General features: G+C 63.0%; 21 protein-coding genes. 18 read left to right on the top strand and 3 right to left on the bottom strand.

Features of this window, described 5'->3' with window-relative positions; translation table 11 throughout:
• The first annotated feature begins 78 nt into the window (after nt 1-78).
• From AYK61_RS26775 to AYK61_RS26745, 7 genes are all read left to right on the top strand, one after another.
• Nucleotides 79-636 (top strand): hypothetical protein, encoded by a 558-nt coding sequence (locus AYK61_RS26775; RefSeq protein WP_037149777.1) that lies wholly within the window; start codon nt 79-81, stop codon nt 634-636.
• A gap of 335 nt (nt 637-971) precedes the next feature.
• Nucleotides 972-1,211, top strand: coding sequence for a hypothetical protein (locus tag AYK61_RS26770; protein WP_121873867.1), 240 nt, complete (start codon nt 972-974; stop codon nt 1,209-1,211).
• Nucleotides 1,208-1,477 carry a hypothetical protein gene (locus AYK61_RS26765; protein ID WP_037149782.1) on the top strand — a complete coding sequence of 90 codons (270 nt, stop codon included), beginning with the start codon at nt 1,208-1,210 and terminating at the stop codon, nt 1,475-1,477. The genes AYK61_RS26770 and AYK61_RS26765 overlap by 4 nt, the downstream gene beginning before the upstream one ends.
• A gap of 216 nt (nt 1,478-1,693) precedes the next feature.
• The gene (locus AYK61_RS26760; protein ID WP_242640406.1) at nt 1,694-2,245 is read left to right on the top strand and encodes a 3'-5' exonuclease; all 552 of its coding nucleotides are present in this window, start codon (nt 1,694-1,696) and stop codon (nt 2,243-2,245) included.
• A gap of 144 nt (nt 2,246-2,389) precedes the next feature.
• Nucleotides 2,390-2,650: an AlpA family transcriptional regulator gene (locus AYK61_RS26755; protein ID WP_037149785.1), complete on the top strand. Its 261-nt coding sequence runs from the start codon at nt 2,390-2,392 to the stop codon at nt 2,648-2,650.
• 81 nt (nt 2,651-2,731) lie between these two features.
• Entirely contained in the window at nt 2,732-3,118 is a 387-nt protein-coding gene (locus tag AYK61_RS26750) for a hypothetical protein (RefSeq protein ID WP_037149787.1), read from the top strand.
• Nucleotides 3,119-3,154: 36 nt separating this feature from the next.
• Nucleotides 3,155-4,081: a hypothetical protein gene (locus AYK61_RS26745; protein ID WP_121873866.1), complete on the top strand. Its 927-nt coding sequence runs from the start codon at nt 3,155-3,157 to the stop codon at nt 4,079-4,081.
• Between the two features lie 47 nt (nt 4,082-4,128).
• Here AYK61_RS26745 and AYK61_RS26740 read toward each other — a convergent pair whose 3' ends face one another.
• Both AYK61_RS26740 and AYK61_RS26735 read right to left on the bottom strand, forming a co-directional pair.
• Entirely contained in the window at nt 4,129-4,686 is a 558-nt protein-coding gene (locus AYK61_RS26740; RefSeq protein WP_242640405.1) for a helix-turn-helix domain-containing protein, read from the bottom strand.
• A complete protein-coding gene (locus tag AYK61_RS26735; protein ID WP_121873865.1) occupies nt 4,668-4,871 on the bottom strand; it encodes a hypothetical protein in 204 nt (67 codons plus the stop codon). Before AYK61_RS26735 ends, AYK61_RS26740 begins: the two co-directional genes overlap by 19 nt.
• A gap of 165 nt (nt 4,872-5,036) precedes the next feature.
• Here AYK61_RS26735 and AYK61_RS26730 point away from each other — a divergent pair, with 165 nt between their 5' ends.
• Both AYK61_RS26730 and AYK61_RS26725 read left to right on the top strand, forming a co-directional pair.
• Nucleotides 5,037-5,567 carry a hypothetical protein gene (locus tag AYK61_RS26730; RefSeq protein WP_121873864.1) on the top strand — a complete coding sequence of 177 codons (531 nt, stop codon included), beginning with the start codon at nt 5,037-5,039 and terminating at the stop codon, nt 5,565-5,567.
• Complete coding sequence (locus AYK61_RS26725) at nt 5,564-6,187, top strand: RES family NAD+ phosphorylase (protein ID WP_121873863.1); 624 nt, start codon at nt 5,564-5,566, stop codon at nt 6,185-6,187. Before AYK61_RS26730 ends, AYK61_RS26725 begins: the two co-directional genes overlap by 4 nt.
• Before the next feature lie 27 nt (nt 6,188-6,214).
• Here the strand turns inward: AYK61_RS26725 and AYK61_RS26720 are convergent, their stop codons facing one another.
• The gene (locus AYK61_RS26720) at nt 6,215-7,147 is read right to left on the bottom strand and encodes a LysR family transcriptional regulator ArgP (RefSeq protein ID WP_121873862.1); all 933 of its coding nucleotides are present in this window, start codon (nt 7,145-7,147) and stop codon (nt 6,215-6,217) included.
• A gap of 75 nt (nt 7,148-7,222) precedes the next feature.
• Here AYK61_RS26720 and AYK61_RS26715 point away from each other — a divergent pair, with 75 nt between their 5' ends.
• The 9 genes from AYK61_RS26715 to argJ all read left to right on the top strand — a co-directional run bounded on the left by AYK61_RS26715 (nt 7,223) and on the right by argJ (nt 16,692).
• Entirely contained in the window at nt 7,223-7,846 is a 624-nt protein-coding gene (locus AYK61_RS26715; protein ID WP_037152750.1) for a LysE family translocator, read from the top strand.
• Between the two features lie 199 nt (nt 7,847-8,045).
• Nucleotides 8,046-9,563, top strand: a complete 1,518-nt coding sequence (argH, locus tag AYK61_RS26710; protein ID WP_121873861.1) for an argininosuccinate lyase — start codon at nt 8,046-8,048, stop codon at nt 9,561-9,563.
• Complete coding sequence (locus AYK61_RS26705) at nt 9,560-10,747, top strand: argininosuccinate synthase (protein WP_121873860.1); 1,188 nt, start codon at nt 9,560-9,562, stop codon at nt 10,745-10,747. Before argH ends, AYK61_RS26705 begins: the two co-directional genes overlap by 4 nt.
• The gene (locus AYK61_RS26700) at nt 10,744-11,322 is read left to right on the top strand and encodes a formyltransferase family protein (RefSeq protein ID WP_121873859.1); all 579 of its coding nucleotides are present in this window, start codon (nt 10,744-10,746) and stop codon (nt 11,320-11,322) included. The genes AYK61_RS26705 and AYK61_RS26700 overlap by 4 nt, the downstream gene beginning before the upstream one ends.
• On the top strand, nt 11,319-12,143 hold the full coding sequence (locus AYK61_RS26695; RefSeq protein ID WP_183130578.1) for an enoyl-CoA hydratase/isomerase family protein: 825 nt from the start codon (nt 11,319-11,321) through the stop codon (nt 12,141-12,143). The genes AYK61_RS26700 and AYK61_RS26695 overlap by 4 nt, the downstream gene beginning before the upstream one ends.
• Nucleotides 12,144-12,244: 101 nt before the next feature.
• Entirely contained in the window at nt 12,245-13,300 is a 1,056-nt protein-coding gene (locus AYK61_RS26690) for an asparagine synthase C-terminal domain-containing protein (protein ID WP_183130577.1), read from the top strand.
• Nucleotides 13,297-14,040 (top strand): TauD/TfdA family dioxygenase, encoded by a 744-nt coding sequence (locus AYK61_RS26685; protein WP_121873856.1) that lies wholly within the window; start codon nt 13,297-13,299, stop codon nt 14,038-14,040. The genes AYK61_RS26690 and AYK61_RS26685 overlap by 4 nt, the downstream gene beginning before the upstream one ends.
• Nucleotides 14,033-15,499 (top strand): class I adenylate-forming enzyme family protein, encoded by a 1,467-nt coding sequence (locus AYK61_RS26680; protein WP_121873855.1) that lies wholly within the window; start codon nt 14,033-14,035, stop codon nt 15,497-15,499. The genes AYK61_RS26685 and AYK61_RS26680 overlap by 8 nt, the downstream gene beginning before the upstream one ends.
• On the top strand, nt 15,481-16,692 hold the full coding sequence (argJ, locus tag AYK61_RS26675; RefSeq protein ID WP_310886847.1) for a bifunctional glutamate N-acetyltransferase/amino-acid acetyltransferase ArgJ: 1,212 nt from the start codon (nt 15,481-15,483) through the stop codon (nt 16,690-16,692). Before AYK61_RS26680 ends, argJ begins: the two co-directional genes overlap by 19 nt.
• Nucleotides 16,693-16,970 lie beyond the last annotated feature (278 nt).

The raw sequence follows: 16,970 nt of genomic DNA, 5'->3' as shown, positions 1-16,970 counted from the left end.
TGCTGAGCTGGTTCCAATAGCCCGCTGAGCACGGCACACACCGAGTACGACCCCACCACAACCCCGAAAGGACACACGATGACCGACTCCAATACGGAACTCGTGCACATCGGCACCGGTCATCGTGCCCACCGGCACTGCTTCACCAGAGCAGTGCCGGTGGTGGCAGCACTCGCGATCGCAGCAACAGCAGGCTGCAGCTCGACGAGCGATGACCAGCCCGCGATCGTCACCCAACCCTGGACGGGAGTCTCGGTGACCGGCAACGCCCTCGACCTCGCCGCGATCGTCGCCGGCACCACCGACCCCGGCGGCACCGACCGCAGCGGTCTGAGCGTGATCACACCCGCAATCGCCGCCGACCGAGTGCACGCGAGCTGCACCGATGCCTCGGCCGCACACCTCGATATCGACGACTGGCACATCGAAATCGGCACCGACACCGTCACCGTCGACAACACCCGCCGCGGCCTACCCGCGTCCGAACTGCACACCACACCGATCGAAGGTGCCGACCAGGCGGTCACCTGGCACCCGGACGGGCGCGTAGACGTCACCGCCGCAGCCGACACACCCGCCGCCTGGAACACCCCCGGCCGGATCTACATCGGTGCCACCATCACCTGCCCTTCATGACCTACAACACGACCTGAACGGAACAGCGGCAGCCGTTGTCACAGAGAGGATTACGTGAATGAATCTCGGCCCCCATGCCGGTCGTAGCCATCTAGGCCGCCCGTACCGCCCCCGCCACTTCGACACAACAGTCGATCGACCACAGGCCGCACCCCTTGGGCCCACGATTGCTCGATACGGAACAGCTCGCGCCCCGCTCGACCGCCGATCGGTCTCGGACTATTCGGAACAGGCCGGTGATCTGCAGTCGACGACCGAGCGTATCCACCGAACTCTGTTCAGTCACTACAGAAAAGACTGACCATGACTGCTCCCACAATCGAAGTGGAGGCGCAATGATGTGGGCCGCTGTGGTAGCGGGGTGGGCGTTGGTGTCGGTGTTCGTCGCGGTCACCGCTGGTAAGGCCATCGATGCCGCGGAACGTCACCGAACAGCCGACATCGCTCACGTCGCGGCCTGCAACGGTTGCGGCGTCGCGATGAAGGACCGCATCACCGGATGGAGCGTCGACGTCGACGAGGCCTACTGCCCAGATTGCGCTGCGGTGCGTGAAGACACCTGGGGATACCGATGATCGGGCCGCTACCAGCCGACATCGAGAGCGATCACCAGATCATCACCACGTTGATCTGCAACGCAGTACACCTTCCCGCCGGCGATCCGCGCGCGCGTTGTTGGGCCACCGAAGCGCTGGCGCTTGCAGGTGTAGTCGAGATGCTGCTGCTGATCGAGGAGGCCGAGGGAGTTCTCGGCCGTATAGACCACGACACCACCTGCTTGTGGTGCAACGGGATCCCGGGCGCGCAGATCCCGACCGACTCGTTCTGGTGCCGTCACTGATCCCGACCTGCAGTTCGGAAAGATGCGCTCTGAACAGGAAAAACGATACGTCCCCATTGCTGGTAGCAGTGTTGCCGGAAACTCACGAGAACCCGTCTGGCGAGCCGCGGCGATGCAGGGACCCAGCGGAGGGTGCCACGAACCGTTCGTGTCGGTGCCGTGGTGAAGACTCATATCGAGATGTCCGCGAGGAACGGGTGTGTGGAGGAGAGTCGCATGATGAGGGCTACTTCGGACGAGATCCCCTGCGGTGCGTCCGTAGACGAGGTGCGCACATGGGCGCAGGAGATGATTACTCCGGGTGCAGCGGTCATCGTCGACGTCGAAACCACCGATCTCGACGGGGCCGTGATCGAGGTCGCTGTCATCGACGCGTCCTCCGGTGATGTCCTGCTCGACACCCTTGTAGACCCAGGTCCGGTCCGAATAGCGCCCGAAGCGGGTGCTGTGCATGGCATTTCAGCGATCGACCTTCTTCGTGCCCCTCGGTGGTGTGATGTTGCCTGGCAGATGTGTGCGGCAGTGTCGGGGCGGGTGATCCTGGCCTACAATGCAGACTTCGACCATGGCCGCATCACCGCGGATTGCCACCGAGCGAACGTCGTATGCGACATGACCGATCGTGGCCGGTGGCAGTGTGTGATGGCTGCACGATCCGTGGCACTAGGAACGCGCCTCAGGCTCGCAGGCGGTCACCGAGCACTCTCGGACGCGCGCGCCACCCGTAGCGTCCTGCTCGGGCTCGCAGAGGGCCGCGCAGCCGCCTAGCGCAGCGCGTTCGGACCGCACCGCATCACGCGCTCGCTCGGAGTTGTGGAAAGCCGGGCTTCCGATAGAAGCAACGACACACACTGAGCGTGTATTGTTCGGGCATGCACACTCATCCGACAACCCCTACCGATCGGCTCTGACATGGTCAGCAAGAACCTGTTGACGACCGCCCAGGCTTTGGCCCTGATCGAAGAGGTATCGGGCTCAACGATCAAGCCGGACACTTTCTACAGCTACAGCAAGCGCGGCCAAGGGCCAGCCCCGAAAGAGAAGGTCGGGCGAACGGTGCTGTGGGACAAGAAAGAAATTGAGGAATGGGCGCGGAATCGACCGGGCCGCGGCACCAGAACCGATCTCACCCGCACACGATCCGGACGACAAAACGAGCGCCCCAACACCTAGGAAGGCTGCGGATCCGCGACGAGTGGCCGCGAACGTGAAGGGCAGCACACAGATGACCGGACGAGCAACGGAGAGCAATAGATGCCGCATTACATCGTGAAGATCAGTCCCGACCAGGACTTGTACGTCGACTGGTCGACCATCACGGACTGTCCGACGGTGTGCGGTGATCGCGCCTCAGTGTCCGCAGCTCTCGGGCCGGAGGCGTCCGGTGCTGACAGGTGGGAGCGAGCGGACCGTACAGGCAGTTCCTCTCACGCCGGCTTCTACGAGTGGGCCGATGACGAGTTCATCGCCGAACAGCGCGGCATCGTGAGGCGGAAGGATCTGCCAGAGATGACGCGGTGTCTGCATGCAGGCCTGCCCTACCCGCACATCCTCCATCCGTTCGAGGACGGTCACATCAACGACAAGTGGTCATGCGCCCCAGCGGGTGCGGTACCCAACGAGAGCATCCGCGCGCAGTGACGCAGTGATTCGATCGAGCAGGTAAGGACATCACCGATGGCGTTCTGGTGGGCGAGCCAGGGAAGCAACTACCCGGCCGCGATCACGCAAGGCTCGTTGTGGACGTGCGTCAACGTCAACGGCCGACTGCCGCAGGATCGAGCATTGCTCCAGCAGATACGTCCGGGCGACATCGTCTTCCACCACTATCGCGAGTATCTGCGCGCAGTCAGTACCGCGAGCTCGCGGTACAGGGAGGCGCAACGGCCACCGGACTACCCGACCGAGCACGAAAACCTCGACGACGGCTGGCAGGTGGACGTCGAACCGATCGTCACCGACCTGCAGCTGCATTTCAGCCGAGTCGCCGAGCTGCTACCCCACGGGCCACCTGGACCGCTCAACAAGAACGGCGTCCCGCAGCAGAAATACCTGTCGGCTCTGACCACCGAGCAGGGGAGTGCACTGCTACGTGAACTGGGCCTGCTCGACTCCGTCGACGCGGATGACGATCACGGTGTCGGCACCGAGTGGCCCATAGCGGCCACCGACGTCGCAGGATGGGCTGCGCGGCGGGTCGAGCAGACCGCGCTTCGCCTGAGTCTGTTCGGGGGACGTACGGACGGTGAGTGCGGGATCTGCGGTCGCACTCTGCCGTCCTCGTTGCTGGTTGCCGGACACATCAAGCCGCGCGCCCTGTGTACCGACGCAGAGCGCCTGGACTTCCCCTCGGTGGCGATGTTGACGTGCACCCTCGGGTGCGACGCGTTGTTCGAAAACCGCTACATCACAGTCGATTCGAGCGGGACCATCGTCCCAGGGCGTGCATCCGAACATCCCGCGGTTGCTGCGTCCGTCTCTGCGTTGGCTGGGCTGCGCTGCCTCGCCTATACCGAGGCGCGAGAGGTCTATTTCAACGCTCACCGCGATCTGACGGTCGCCGGCGTCGGCGTCGACACGGTGGGAGCGAGCGTGGCTCGGTAGTTCGTCGCCTCAGGCGGTCGTGGACGCGTCGTTTCCGCTGGTAGATGCTATCGGCTCTGCACAGTCTCGAGGCGGTGGGCCACAGCGTCCGCCGGCACCAGCCATCGAGCGCCGACGCGGCGTGCCGCCAGGTTCTGGGTGGTGATGAGCTTGTGCACGGCCTGGCGGGAGATCCCGAGCTGCTCGGCTGCCTGAGCCGGGGTGAGCATGGGCGCGTCCATGCGGTCGACCATGCGGTCGTAGTCCTCGGTGGTCAGTACCCGCAACGAGCGCGCCCCCCACGGGGTGGTGTCGAGGATGGCCAGCGCGGTCGTGCTCGCCTGCTTGAGGCCGGTTGCGGGGATGGTGAAGGTGACCTCGGTCCACCCGAAGTCCGATCGAGCCACTGCACCGGCGTATTCGGCCACCAACTCGATCGCGCTGTCGGCAGCGTCTTCTCCGTACGGCACATCGAGCTCGGCTACGACGTTGTATGTCGTGCTGGTCATCGCTGGTGCCCCTTTCTCTTCGTGGGTGGTGTCGAGCTGTGCGACGATCGCGGTGGCCGTGTCGGGGATGCTGAGTCCATCCCCGACACGGCCACCGGTCACCGTGTTGGCGGCCATTGGAAGCCTGCTCGCTTCAACGGAGCCAACGCGTTCCGGAAGGAACGGCGGTCACTCGCCGATCCGGAGAACGTCGTGATTCGCACGCCGTCCTTGTAGACCATCGGGTGGCCACCCTTCGAGATCCGCACCGCGAAGCCTTGCCGCTCCAGCTCCTGCAGAACCTTCCGTGTGTCCTTGTCCATCTTCTCACCTCCCCGTCTGTTTGTAAACCAAATACTACTTCCCAGGTTGACAAACGTCAACCTGGGAAGGGGTGCAAGTTTCGCTCCATAGGCATGCATGTCCGCAGCTCAAGGCTGTTCGTTGACGCGGTTGACGCCGGGTGCGCCGACGAGGATGATGAAGGTATGTCAGCACCACGTATCGATGCCGAATCCGCAGCAATCGCCGAGCGCGTGACCGGGGTGTTCGTGTCCGAACTGGGCTACGCCCCGTCGGCTGGCGACGTCGACTACGTCAAGGACGGAATCGTCCACGTGCTCAGCGGTCTTCGCGCGCGTCGAGCGTGGACAGCACACATCGGCGACATCCTCACCGCGACCCAGACCCGGGAGCTGGCGGGCTGGACCACCCGTCAGGCGCTGCACAAGGCTGTCGGCGAATCTCGGGTATTGCGGCTGACCGGAAGCAACGGCGAATATGGCTACGCCGCTGCCACATTCACCGACCAGCGTCCGGCAAAGCCGATTCTCGGTATCCCCGATGTCCTCCGCGCTTGGTCCGGTGCCGATCCGCGGGGCTGGGCGACCGCTTCGTGGTTGACCACAGCTCAGCCCGAACTCGGTGGGCGCACACCCCGCCAGGCGTTGATCGACGGCGACGACGTCCCCTCGGTCGTGCGAGCTGCTCAGCAAGCCGCCGACGCGTACGCCGCGTGAGCGCCGAACGCGCCACGAACCACCTGTCCGAACCGAACCCTCCAGCGCAGCTGGCAGGATTCCCGACGCACACGTATCCGGCCGGCACCGCGTTCGTCCGTTCGCACAGCAGCGGTCGCGGTCCGTGGTATTTCACGAACAACGGTGCCGGCCGATTCGACCTGGCCGGCACCCACGGCACCTGCTACGTCGCCGAAGACGAAGTGATCACCTTGCTCGAGAAATTCGGTGGCATGAAAGCGGTGCCGGACTACTCGATCGAGGGGGTATCCATCTCATCGGTCTCGTTGGCAGGTGATCTCGTCGTTGCAGACCTGACCAGCAATAAGGGAGTGGCGTACGGGGTCACCGGTGAAATCTTCGACACCTCCAACTACCCCTTGACGCAGCGGTGGGCGGCATCGCTGCACGCGGCCGGCTTCGCAGGCGTGCGGTACTGGGCTCGACACGAACTCGAGCACGACCACCGCGCCGTGGCGATCTTCGACTCCGCTGGAGCCCGCGCCGATTCGGCCACTCACGGCGTGAACTCGACCGATGCGCTCGTCGACCGAACCGACCTGCTGGAGCGATGGCAGAAGGAAACCGGCGTCACGATCCTCGTCGTGCCACCCCTGTAGTGCTCTGTGCTGCCGCCATGGGAGCCGCTAACCCCCGACTCGGGTAGTTCTCGAGGGCGTGGGCTGTACGGGTGTCTCGATCAATGCGTGATGGGCTGCATCGCGTACCCAGCTTGTGATCCTGTCGAGCGTCTCGGATGGCAAGTGCCACCGTTGCCAATACAGGGGAATGGTGACGTTGTGGTCGGGGTCGAGGTGAACGAGTGTCCCGTCGGCGAGGTCGCGCGCTATTTGCCCCTCCGGTAGCACGCCCCACCCGAGCCCCAGTCGAGCTGCAGTCAGGAATTCTCGGTTCGATGGAAGGTAGTGGATCGGGGGCTCGCGGTGCGCTTTGATCTTGCGCAGATAGGCGTGTTGCAGGTCGTCTTTTTTGTCGAATCGCAGCATCGGGAGGCGACTGGGATCGCAACAGTCAACATCGGCGTCGCGAATGAGTGACGGTGCGCATGCGGGCCAATAGACCATGGCTCCGAGCGGTTCGACAGTACAGCCAGGTGCTGCGGTGCGTGAGGTCGTCACGGCGGCCATGACCGCGCCCTGACGCAGTAGAGCGTCTGTATGGTCCTGATCTTCGATGTGCAGGTCCAGCAGTATTCGTCGGTCGACGGCGATCGCTTTCATCACCGGTTGGAACCACGTCGAGACCGAATCAGCATTGATAGCCAATGAAAAGCGAAGTGGTGCACAAGTATTCGTTGTCGTGGAGCCGCCGCGTAGCTCAGCGTCGGCGTCGACAGTGAGGACTTCGATCTGCCGCGCGAGTCGGAGCAGAGCTTGCCCGTTTCTTGTGGGCAGTACCGGCCTGGTTCGCTGCAGCAACGCGGCCCCCGACGCTCGTTCGAGCGCGGTGATGCGTTGGCTGACTGCAGAAGACGAGATGTGCAACGCCGTTGCGGCCCCCTCGAACGACCCTGAATCGCAGATCGCGGCAAGAGTGGCGAGCTGATCGTGGTTGTACATCCACAAATACTAAACCTAGATCAGCGATACTTAGGAAACGTGCATCGAAACCGGGGTGGTCGTACCGTTCTCGCCGTGAACAACCCCGTTCTGGCCTATCTCCCTGTCGCTATCGTCTTCGGAATAATTCCAGGCCCTGACGTCATGCTGGCGGTCAAACACTCGCTGACCGGCGGTGTGCGTCACGGCGTCGCCGTCGCGTTGGGTGCGGCGACCGGGTCGATGGCGTGGGGCATCGCTGCGGCCGTGGGGCTGGCATCTTTGCTCACCAGCGTCCCCGGGGCATTCGACGCGGTACGTATCGCAGGTGCTGCCTACCTGGTGTACCTGGGAATCGAGAGCATCTGGCAGCGGAAGGGCAGCTTCACCGACGTCGATGCCGCGACTTACAGTGCGCACCAGCCGAAGTGGTCGCGGGCGTTCATGACCGGTTTCGTCGCAGACCTGCTGAACCCGAAAATGGGTGCGTTCTACCTGGCGGTGCTCCCTCAGTTCATTCCGCGCGACGGGAACGTCTTCGTGTGGTCCATGCTGCTCATGTCGATCGAGTTCGTGGTGGCGCTGATATGTCTGTCCTCGTACGCACTTCTCGCCTCGTCCGCTCGCCGGTTCCTGGAGAAGGGCCGCGTGGGGGCGTGGCTCGAGCGTGGACTGGGTGTTGTTCTGGTGGGCTTCGGCGTCCGGCTGGCCTTCGAGTAGACACCCCCGGCCGTCCGAGCCCTTCTCCCTTCGCTCTTTCAACTACTCGACCCGAGCTCGACCTGACTGCGTAACGACGCCCGGTCGGGTTCACGCCGCGGGCAGTCCAATCCCCGCTAGGTCTTGGCTTTGCCGTGCCCTGACCCGAACTTTCCTGTACCGAAACCGAACCATCACGCACACAGAGGGGTACCGATCAATGAGCGAAAAGCTCTGGGGTGGAAGATTCTCCACCGATATCACCGACGATGTACTTCGCTACACGGAGACAGCATCGGTGGACAGCAGAATGCTCGAACACGACCTGTGGCAGAACATCGCTCATGTTCTGATGCTCGGTCGCGCGGGAATCAACACCGAACCCGACACCAAAGCGCTTCTCGCTGGGCTGCTCGACATGGAGAGCAGCCGAGCCGACGGTGGATTGCAGCTCGACGTCCGACAAGAAGATGTGCACCTCAACACCGAATTCATGCTCATCGAACGGATCGGACCCGTCGGCGGCCGCATGCACACCGCACGGTCCCGAAACGATCAGGTGCAGACCGACGCACGCATGGTCACCCGCGAGTGGCTGCTCGATGCCAGCGAAGAATTGCTCATGTTCGCGCAGGATCTGCTCGGGTGCCCCGAGTCGGAACGGGAAGCAGTTCTACCCGGCTACACGCATTCGCAGGCAGCGCAACCTATTTCGGTAGCATTTTGGAAGGCTGCGCACGCACAGGCCTTGCTGCGTGATGCCTCCCGCCTGATGGATGCCTGGAAGCGCATCAACATCAATCCGCTCGGCGCGTGTGCGCTCGCCGGAACTACATTCGCCCTGGACCGCGATTACACCTCCCGGCTTCTCGGGTTCGATGCACCGATGGTCAATGCGCTCGATGCGACCTCGACGAGGGACTGGACAGTCGAAGTAGCGGGCGCAGCTGCCAGCGGTGCTGTGAATCTGTCTCGCATGCAGGAAGAGATCGTCACCTGGAGCTCGAACGAATACGCTCTCGCCGAAGTGCACGATTCTTTCGCGACCGGTAGCTCGATCATGCCGCAGAAGAAGAATCCGGTGGTTGCAGAACTGGCGCGAGGGAAGTCCGGTCGCGCGGTGGGTGCGCTGGTGCAACTGCTGGTGATGGAGAAGTCGGTCGGTCTCGGGTACAGCTGCGACCTGCAGGAGGACAAACCGGTTTACTGGGGTGCCCTCGATACGTACCTCGACACCATTCGCCTGTGCCGACGCCAGAACCTCCACACCGCGTTCGACGGTGCTCGCGGCAGAGCCCTGTGCTGGGACAACTTCTCGACCGCGACAGAGATCGCCAACATCTTGGTCTCTCGGTTCGACGTTCCTTTCCGCACAGCCCACCGCATCACCGGTGACCTCGTCAACGCCGCCCTTGAAGCCGGTCACACCCTGCGCAACGTCGCGTTCACCACCACTTTCCTCCGCGAGGAACACGACATCGACATCAGTGAGGTCGACATGAAGCAGATATGCGATCCCCTCCACACACTGCGCAGCTACATCTCTGCCGGATCCACCGGACCGACGCGGGTCGCCGAACAGCAGGAGCAGGGCCTGGCCGACGTGACCGACAGACTCTCCGAAATCCGGCAAGCCAGAACCCGCCTCTGGGAGGCGAAGGCGGAATGCCTACGAGCAGCGCGATCCGTCGTCGGCGGCGTGAGCGTGCCCGAACCCGCGATGGAGGTCGGGGTATGAGCATCGTCCTGGCATATTCCGGCGGACTGGACACATCCGTTGCCGTGCACTGGCTCAAAGAGCGCTATCAGACCGAGGTCATCGCGTACTGCGCGAACCTCGGCCAAATCGAGGACCTCGAGGCCGTCTCGAAGCGCGCAACCGCGGCCGGCGCGTCGGAAGTGATCGTCGAAGACGTCCGAGACCTGTTCCTCCACGACTACGCAATCCCGGCTCTCGCCGCCGGCGCTGCATACGAGGGAAAATATCTTCTGGCAGCACCGTTGTCTCGACCGTTGATCGCCGAGCGGCTGGTCAGCATCGCTCGCGAACGCGGTGCATCGGCAGTCGCTCACGGTGCCACGGGCAAGGGAAACGATCAGGTCCGCTTCTACACTTCCGTGCGGGCGTTGGCTCCCGAACTCGACATCCTCGCACCTGTCATCGACTGGGAAATGACCTCGCGCGGTAGCGAAATCGCCTACGCCGATCTCCACGGTATCGATGTAGGTGTCAGCAAGACGACGCCGTACAGCATCGACACCAATATCTGGGGCACCAGCATCGAGTGCGGGGATCTCGACCTCATCGACCACGCTCCACCGCCCGACGCATGGCAAATCACGACCGCGCCGGCGCAGGCACCGGATCGTGCAACAACGATCACGATCGAGTTCGAAGCAGGCATCCCCGTCGCTCTCGACGGCCGCAAGCTCGACCTGATCGACCTGGTCAGCGAACTCGGAGACACAGCGGCCGCGAACGGTATCGGGCGTACCGAAATTCTCGAGAGCCGCATCGTCGGCTTCAAGAGCCGCGGAATCTACGAAGCACCCGCTGCAACAGTTCTTCTCGCTGCACGAACCGATCTCGAAGCACTCGTACTGGACCGAGAGACGCTCCACCACAAGCGGTCTATCGCCGACCAGTACGCAGAGTTGGTCTACTACGGCTACTGGTTCACCGATCTACGTGCAGCACTCGATGCCTACTGCGCCCGTCTGGCTCACCGCGTGACGGGCACAGTGACCGTCGAGCTGTACAAGGGCTCCGCTCGATGCATCGGCCGGACGTCCCCGAAATACGGCCGATACAGCTCGGCACTCGCCGATTACGAAGAGGCCGACACCTTTCGACACGAAGCAGGTGCCGGATTCGCGTACTGCTGGGCTCTCCCACTCACCGAAGGAGTTGTCACTCGATGAAAGACACCCGTTCTGTTCTGCTCATCTCCGACGGATCACGGTGGGGCGAACTCGCCCACGACTTTCTCCGCCGCAGATTCGCCGACGTCGACTGGTTTGCCTGGGACTACGGCGATCCAGTGACTCGATCGTTCGATCAGTGGCACGGATGCGACCTGCTTCTTTCCTTCAAATCGGACTTCATCCTGTCCGAGGCCACACTCGATCGAGTGCGGGAACTGGCCGTGAACTTCCACCCGGCGACCCCGAACTACCGAGGGATCGGCGGATACCGCTACGCGATCGACGACAACCAAACGCAATTCGGGGCCACCTGCCACATCATCACCCCGAAGGTAGATGGCGGTCCGATCATCGCGGTCGACCGATTCGACATCGTCCCAGGCGAATCCGAGACGAGCTTGAGCGAACGCACCGCCGCCGTCGCACTGGCTCAATTCCATCGAATCGTCACCGCAATATGCAACGGCACCACTATCACCGCCGATCACAGCGAACAATGGGGACAACGTCTCTACACACGCCGCGCCCTCGACGCAGACCGCCGAAAGCGCGGGGAGCTGGTCGAAGCGTGAGAACACTGCACTCACCCTCCGCCACCCACGAGCCCCACGATCGGCCGAGGTCGCCCGAAGCCCATGGCGGTACTGCAGTTCGCAACGGCCCCCTGGCGATCATCGAATTCGACGGTGAAGGACACAACACGTTCTCCACAGACAAGATGCGCGGCATCACCGAGTTGGTCTGGCAGCTAGGGGACACCCCGGATGTCGAAGGGCTGGTTCTGTACGGGGGAGACGGTCGATCCTTCGGTGTCGGCGGTGACTTCAACGAAGTCAAGGACTTCACGGGAGGCTCCGAGGTCAATCGATGGATCGACGCCTGCGTGGACATGTATCGAGCAGTTCTGTCGATCTCGAAACCGACCGTGGCAGTCATCGACAAATACTGCATCGGCATCGGTCTTCAGCTGGCACTGTGCGCCGACTGGCGCATCGGAACGTCGACGTCGGACCTCCGTATGCCCGAGCTCAAGTTGGGTATCTCCTGCATACTCGGAGCTCCGCTCCTGCAACGCCGAGTAGGGCCTGCCGTGGCGAATCGAATGATCATCGGGTGCGATCGATGGCTCGGTGCCACCGCACTTTCCGACGGCCTCCTCGATGAACTCGTTGCAGCCCACAGTGACCCGCTCGCTGCAGGATGCGCCCGAGCACAGGCACTGGCCGAGTACCAATCGGTGCCGTTTGCCCGCACCAAGGCGTTCGTCAACCACGATCTGCTGCTCGACATGGAACGAGCCCGTATTGCAGCAATAGCCGGCCACCGAGCGGGGTTCGCTGCAGGCGATGCGGCCCAACAGAAGATGCGCACAATTGTCGGAGACAACCCATGACCCCAACCGATCATGGGTGGGTCGTCTTTTCGCGCAGCGGCTGCATCCGCCGTGTTGGCGGACATACCGGCCCCGTGCTGAACCGCAACGACGGAACAGTCATGATCACAACGCCGCTGCACGGCGAATGCCGAGTCTTTCTCTCCCGCACCGATGATGCACGGACATGGGCGGTGGGATCGCAGTTCGCGGCGACTGCCGCGAGTGTCGGTCACCGTGTAGGAACCACCACGGCACTTCGCCCCGGGACGACCCTGGTCTGCTCCGCCGACGGAGAGTTGTCGGTGCACCGCGCTGTCCCCCGATCGTCGCCGTCGGGCGGTGTCCCAGGGTGTTCGCTCGAACAGGCCATGGGGTGGCTCGACCATGGATTACGCACTGCAGCAACGGAAATTGCATCGTCGGGGCGTCCTATTCGCTTGCTGCTCTCCGGTGGTGTCGACTCCGGACTCCTCGCCTCCTACTTGTGGAGGGCCGGTGCCGACGTCCGTGCACTGACCCTCCGCACACCCTGGGGTGACGAAATCGACGGTGCCTCTCGAACAGCGCGCCACGTCGGTCTGCCGCTCGACGTCATCGACGTCACCGCACAGGAATCGACAGCGGCGATCTACCCGTGCATGCAGCACACTCAATCCGATGATGCAGAAGTCATCACCGTGCATCTGCTGGTGACAGTGGCCTTCGAGTTGGCGCGAGCATGTGGTGCCGACCTCGTGACCGGACTCGGCAGCGATCTGCTCAACGCCGGAAGCGATTTCGGTATGGGCGCAGTCGCCGGCGATCTGAACGAACGTATCGACGACGCCAGCGCATCAGGAATGATGGTGACCGGCCAATTCACCCCAGGGCCGCGCATGTACCACCCGTACTGGAGTCCTGCTCTACTGCACATTCAACAGAGTGTCCCCGCTCAGCTGAAGACAGTCGACGGCATCGAAAAGTACTATCTCCGCGAGCTCGCGGCCTACCAACTGCCCGGTGAGACTGCGTTCGGGAGAAAAGTCGCAATCCACCAAGGGGCGGGTTTGTCAGCGGGGTTGGACGGCGCGCTCGGAGAACAACTGGCTGCCGTCTGTGCCCGAATTCGGGCACAGACGCTCGATGAGGTCCCTCTGGGAGACCACGATGTTGCGGTCGGCGGTGAGCAGCGGTGACGGCAATCGATCCCGGAGATCTCGCGGCAGTGGCCACCCGGGATGGATTCGCTCTGGTCGGCGACGTCAACTTCGGCAGAAGCGACTTCGAGGTCTTCGTGCAGGGGCTCGGGACTCTCGCCACACATCGGTTCGGCACCGGAAGCGCAGGTCTGCTCGATCTCGACGCAAGTCCGCTACCGGACCGCGTCGTCACCGGGCGCAGCGCCCTGCCTCTGCACACCGACGGCACACTTGTCGGGACCTGTCCCAAATACATTGCGCTGTATTGCAATGCTGTCGATCAGCCCACAGGATCCGGACGCACAGAACTCTGTCTGCAATCGGAGCTACTCGATGCGACACTCCCACCGGACCTGAGCACGGTGACCGACGTCGATTGGGAGTACTACGTCACCGACCAATCCCACTTTCCCGACGTTGCGCACCGCTGGCTGTCGATTCCACCTGCAGTGCGATCAGCTACGGGGACAACGCGGTTGAACGTGGCACTTCCGTTCACCGAGGAACGGACCACCCCCGCAGGATGGTCGGTCCGTCTGGCGGGCTCGACCGAAGAAGACAGCCGGGCCGTCTTCGCACGGCTCGATTCCTACCTGCGGGGCAGTGCCAGCTTCTACTCGCACGACTGGGCCCCGGGTGATCTTCTCGTCCTCGACAACGAACAGGTTCTGCACGGGCGGACAACGATCGAACCGGGCAGCGTCAGACACTTGTTCCGAGGACAGATCAATGTCTGACGCGCGAGGGTTCCTCACCGCACTGAACAGCATGCCCGAAAAGGACCAGGACGCACTCCACCAGGGACGACGCCATACGACGTTCGGGGAGCTGTCGGCCGCAGCGACGGCATGGCGGGACGCACTGGCACCGGTGATCGACGAAGGCGACGTGGTCGTCGTCGATCACCACCCCGGGGCCGCAGACTTCATTGCAGCACTACTGGGAACGATGGCCGCCGGCGGCGTGCACCTGGCGAGCCGGACGCGGCATCCAGCATGGGAACGACTGAGCGCACTGGGCCGCCGCTGGCACGCCATCACCGACCACGACATCGACCCCGGCCTGCCTGAACTGGGCTCCGTGTTCGATGCAGCAACCCGAAAGCTCCGATACTGCAACCCAACGCGTCACCACGACGTGACCGAGCACGACGCCGTGCGAGGAAGAATCCTCGAAACATCCGGATCGAGTGGTGAGCCGAAATGGGTGTACTGGACCGAGGAATCGCTGTTCGCCGACCGCACCGACTGGTGCCAGCAGCTCGGTCTGACAGCCGACGATGTGATCATCAACATCCACCCCCTCGATTTCGCGCACGGGATGGACGTTCACGTTCTCGCGGGCTTGCTCTCGGGAGCACCCACGGTGCACCTCGACGCTGGTCTCCCGGCCTCTGCCCTCGCGAGAGCGATTTGCGACTGGAACGGTACCTATATGAGCGCCCTTCCCTCGCACTACGACGCGATCGCAGCGTCACCGGCGGCATCGGAGCGAATGGGTGAACACCTGACCACCGCACTGACGGGCGGGGCTCTCCTGACGCCGACCACTGCACGGCTGATCCACCAGCGGTGCGGAGTCCACCTACGCAGGCTCTACGGGGCCACCGAGTGCGGCATCATGTGCGCAGATCTGCGGCCACAGTTGCAGAGCGCGGCCGAACTGCGACCCCTACCCGGGGTGGAGATGCGAGTGCGCCCCATCCACGGAATCGACGCAGATACCTATCGAGTGGGCGAGCCCGAATTCCGCCGAGCGCACCGAGCAGAAGGCTACTGGGGAGACCCGGACCGTACACAGAGCGCATTCACGGACGGCTGGTACCGAAGCGGGGACGCGGTGATGGTCCATGACAACGGTGCCATCAACGTCCTGGGCCGCATCGATGACGTATGGACAAACAACCACGGTCAACTCTGTTCGGCAGGCGTCCTGGTCGACGAGATCACCGCACTCGACGAGGTGGACGAGGTCGTCGTGTTCGCCCCAACGGCCACAGGAGCAGATAAGCAGACGACAGTACTGTGCCGCCTGACACCCACCGGGGCAGACCTCGGACGAATCCACCTTCGCGTCACCAAAGTGATGAACAGCTACGGTCTCATCGGAAAGATCACTCTGATGTCCGACTGGCCGAAAACGTCTGTCGGCAAGCCCGACCGGCGCGCATTGCTGGCATGGTCCAGAGCGTCCTGACTTCAACATCACACGGATCGGAAAGGGCAGACATGAGCGCCGCGTCCCCACGGGGGTTTCACTGCTGGACAACCCATTTGGGACTCGCAGACGAAGGTAGAGACGACTTCTCCATGGTCATCTCCGACAGGCCGTGCACCTCCTCGGTCGTCTTCACGAAGTCACTGTTCGCCGGCCCCTGCGTCACCTTGAGCAAGACCTCGATCGAGCAGATCAGTCCTCGCGGGGTCCTCGTATTGGCCAAGAACGCCAACGTCGCGACCGGCGCGGAAGGGCTCCGCAACGCCACCGAGATACGCGCATCCGTCGCACGAACCGTAGGAATCGAACCCAACGCCCTGATCATGGCCTCCACCGGAGTCATCGGAGTGCAATATCCGATGGACACCATTCGCACCGGACTCGACGGGCTCGGCCAGGGAACACCACTCGACGCGCACGCAGTGGCCCGAGCAATCATGACCACCGACACCCGCGCCAAGGTCTCCGAACGAACCGTCGGCACCAGCACCATCGTCGGAATCGCCAAAGGTGTCGGGATGATAGAACCGGACATGGCGACCATGCTGTCGTTCGTCTTCACCGACGCCGACGTCCCCCAAAACACCCTCGACCGAATCTTCCGTGACGTCGTCGACCGCACCTACAACTCGGTCTCGATCGACACCGACACCTCCACCAGCGACACAGCAGCGATCTTCGCCAACGGTGCCGCCGGGCCGGTACCCGATACCGCGTTCGAGCAAGCTCTCGAGGAAGTGTGCACGGAACTAGTGAAAATGATCGCCAGCGACGGCGAAGGTGCGACCAAGCTGATCGTCACCACAGTCTCCGGCGCATCGAGCGAGCGCCAAGCGCGCACGGTCGGAAAGTCGATCATCAACTCTCCCTTGGTCAAGACCATGATCCACGGTGAAGACCCCAACTGGGGACGAGTTCTCATGGCCATCGGAAAATGCAGCAGCGAGGTGGACATAGATCCCGGCAAAGTCCGAGTTGCTTTCGCGGACATCGATGTCTATCCGAACTCGTCGCTCGACCAGCAGGCCACCATCGAGGCCGTTCGTGCACACCTGGCAACGGCCACCGTCGAGATCAACATCGACCTCGGAATCGGCACTGACGCCTGGACAGTGTTCGGCTGCGACCTCACCGATGGATACATTCGAATCAACGCGGACTACACCACGTAGATTGCCAGTTACGTTGTGCCACAGGCTGGGAGGACACGTTTGTAAGGTCTCTTCCGGGGAGGGACTCAAACATGGACTACGCCTATAGCGATAGGTCGAGAAACGAGGAGTGGGCATCGGACCTCGACCGGTCGATCCGTGCCGGCAAGTTCTCTAAATCCGACGCCGGACCGCATCGGTGTTCCGACTGCCGTGCCACTGCGACGATGGTCGCAGTAGGCGAGAACCCTGCAAGTCCCAGCGGGGAGTACGCCACTCGACCGCATTTCCGTATTGCG

It is taken from the genome of Rhodococcus sp. SBT000017, from assembly GCF_003688915.1.
Lineage (GTDB): Bacteria > Actinomycetota > Actinomycetes > Mycobacteriales > Mycobacteriaceae > Rhodococcoides.
This window is presented reverse-complemented; position numbering and strand designations above follow the sequence as displayed.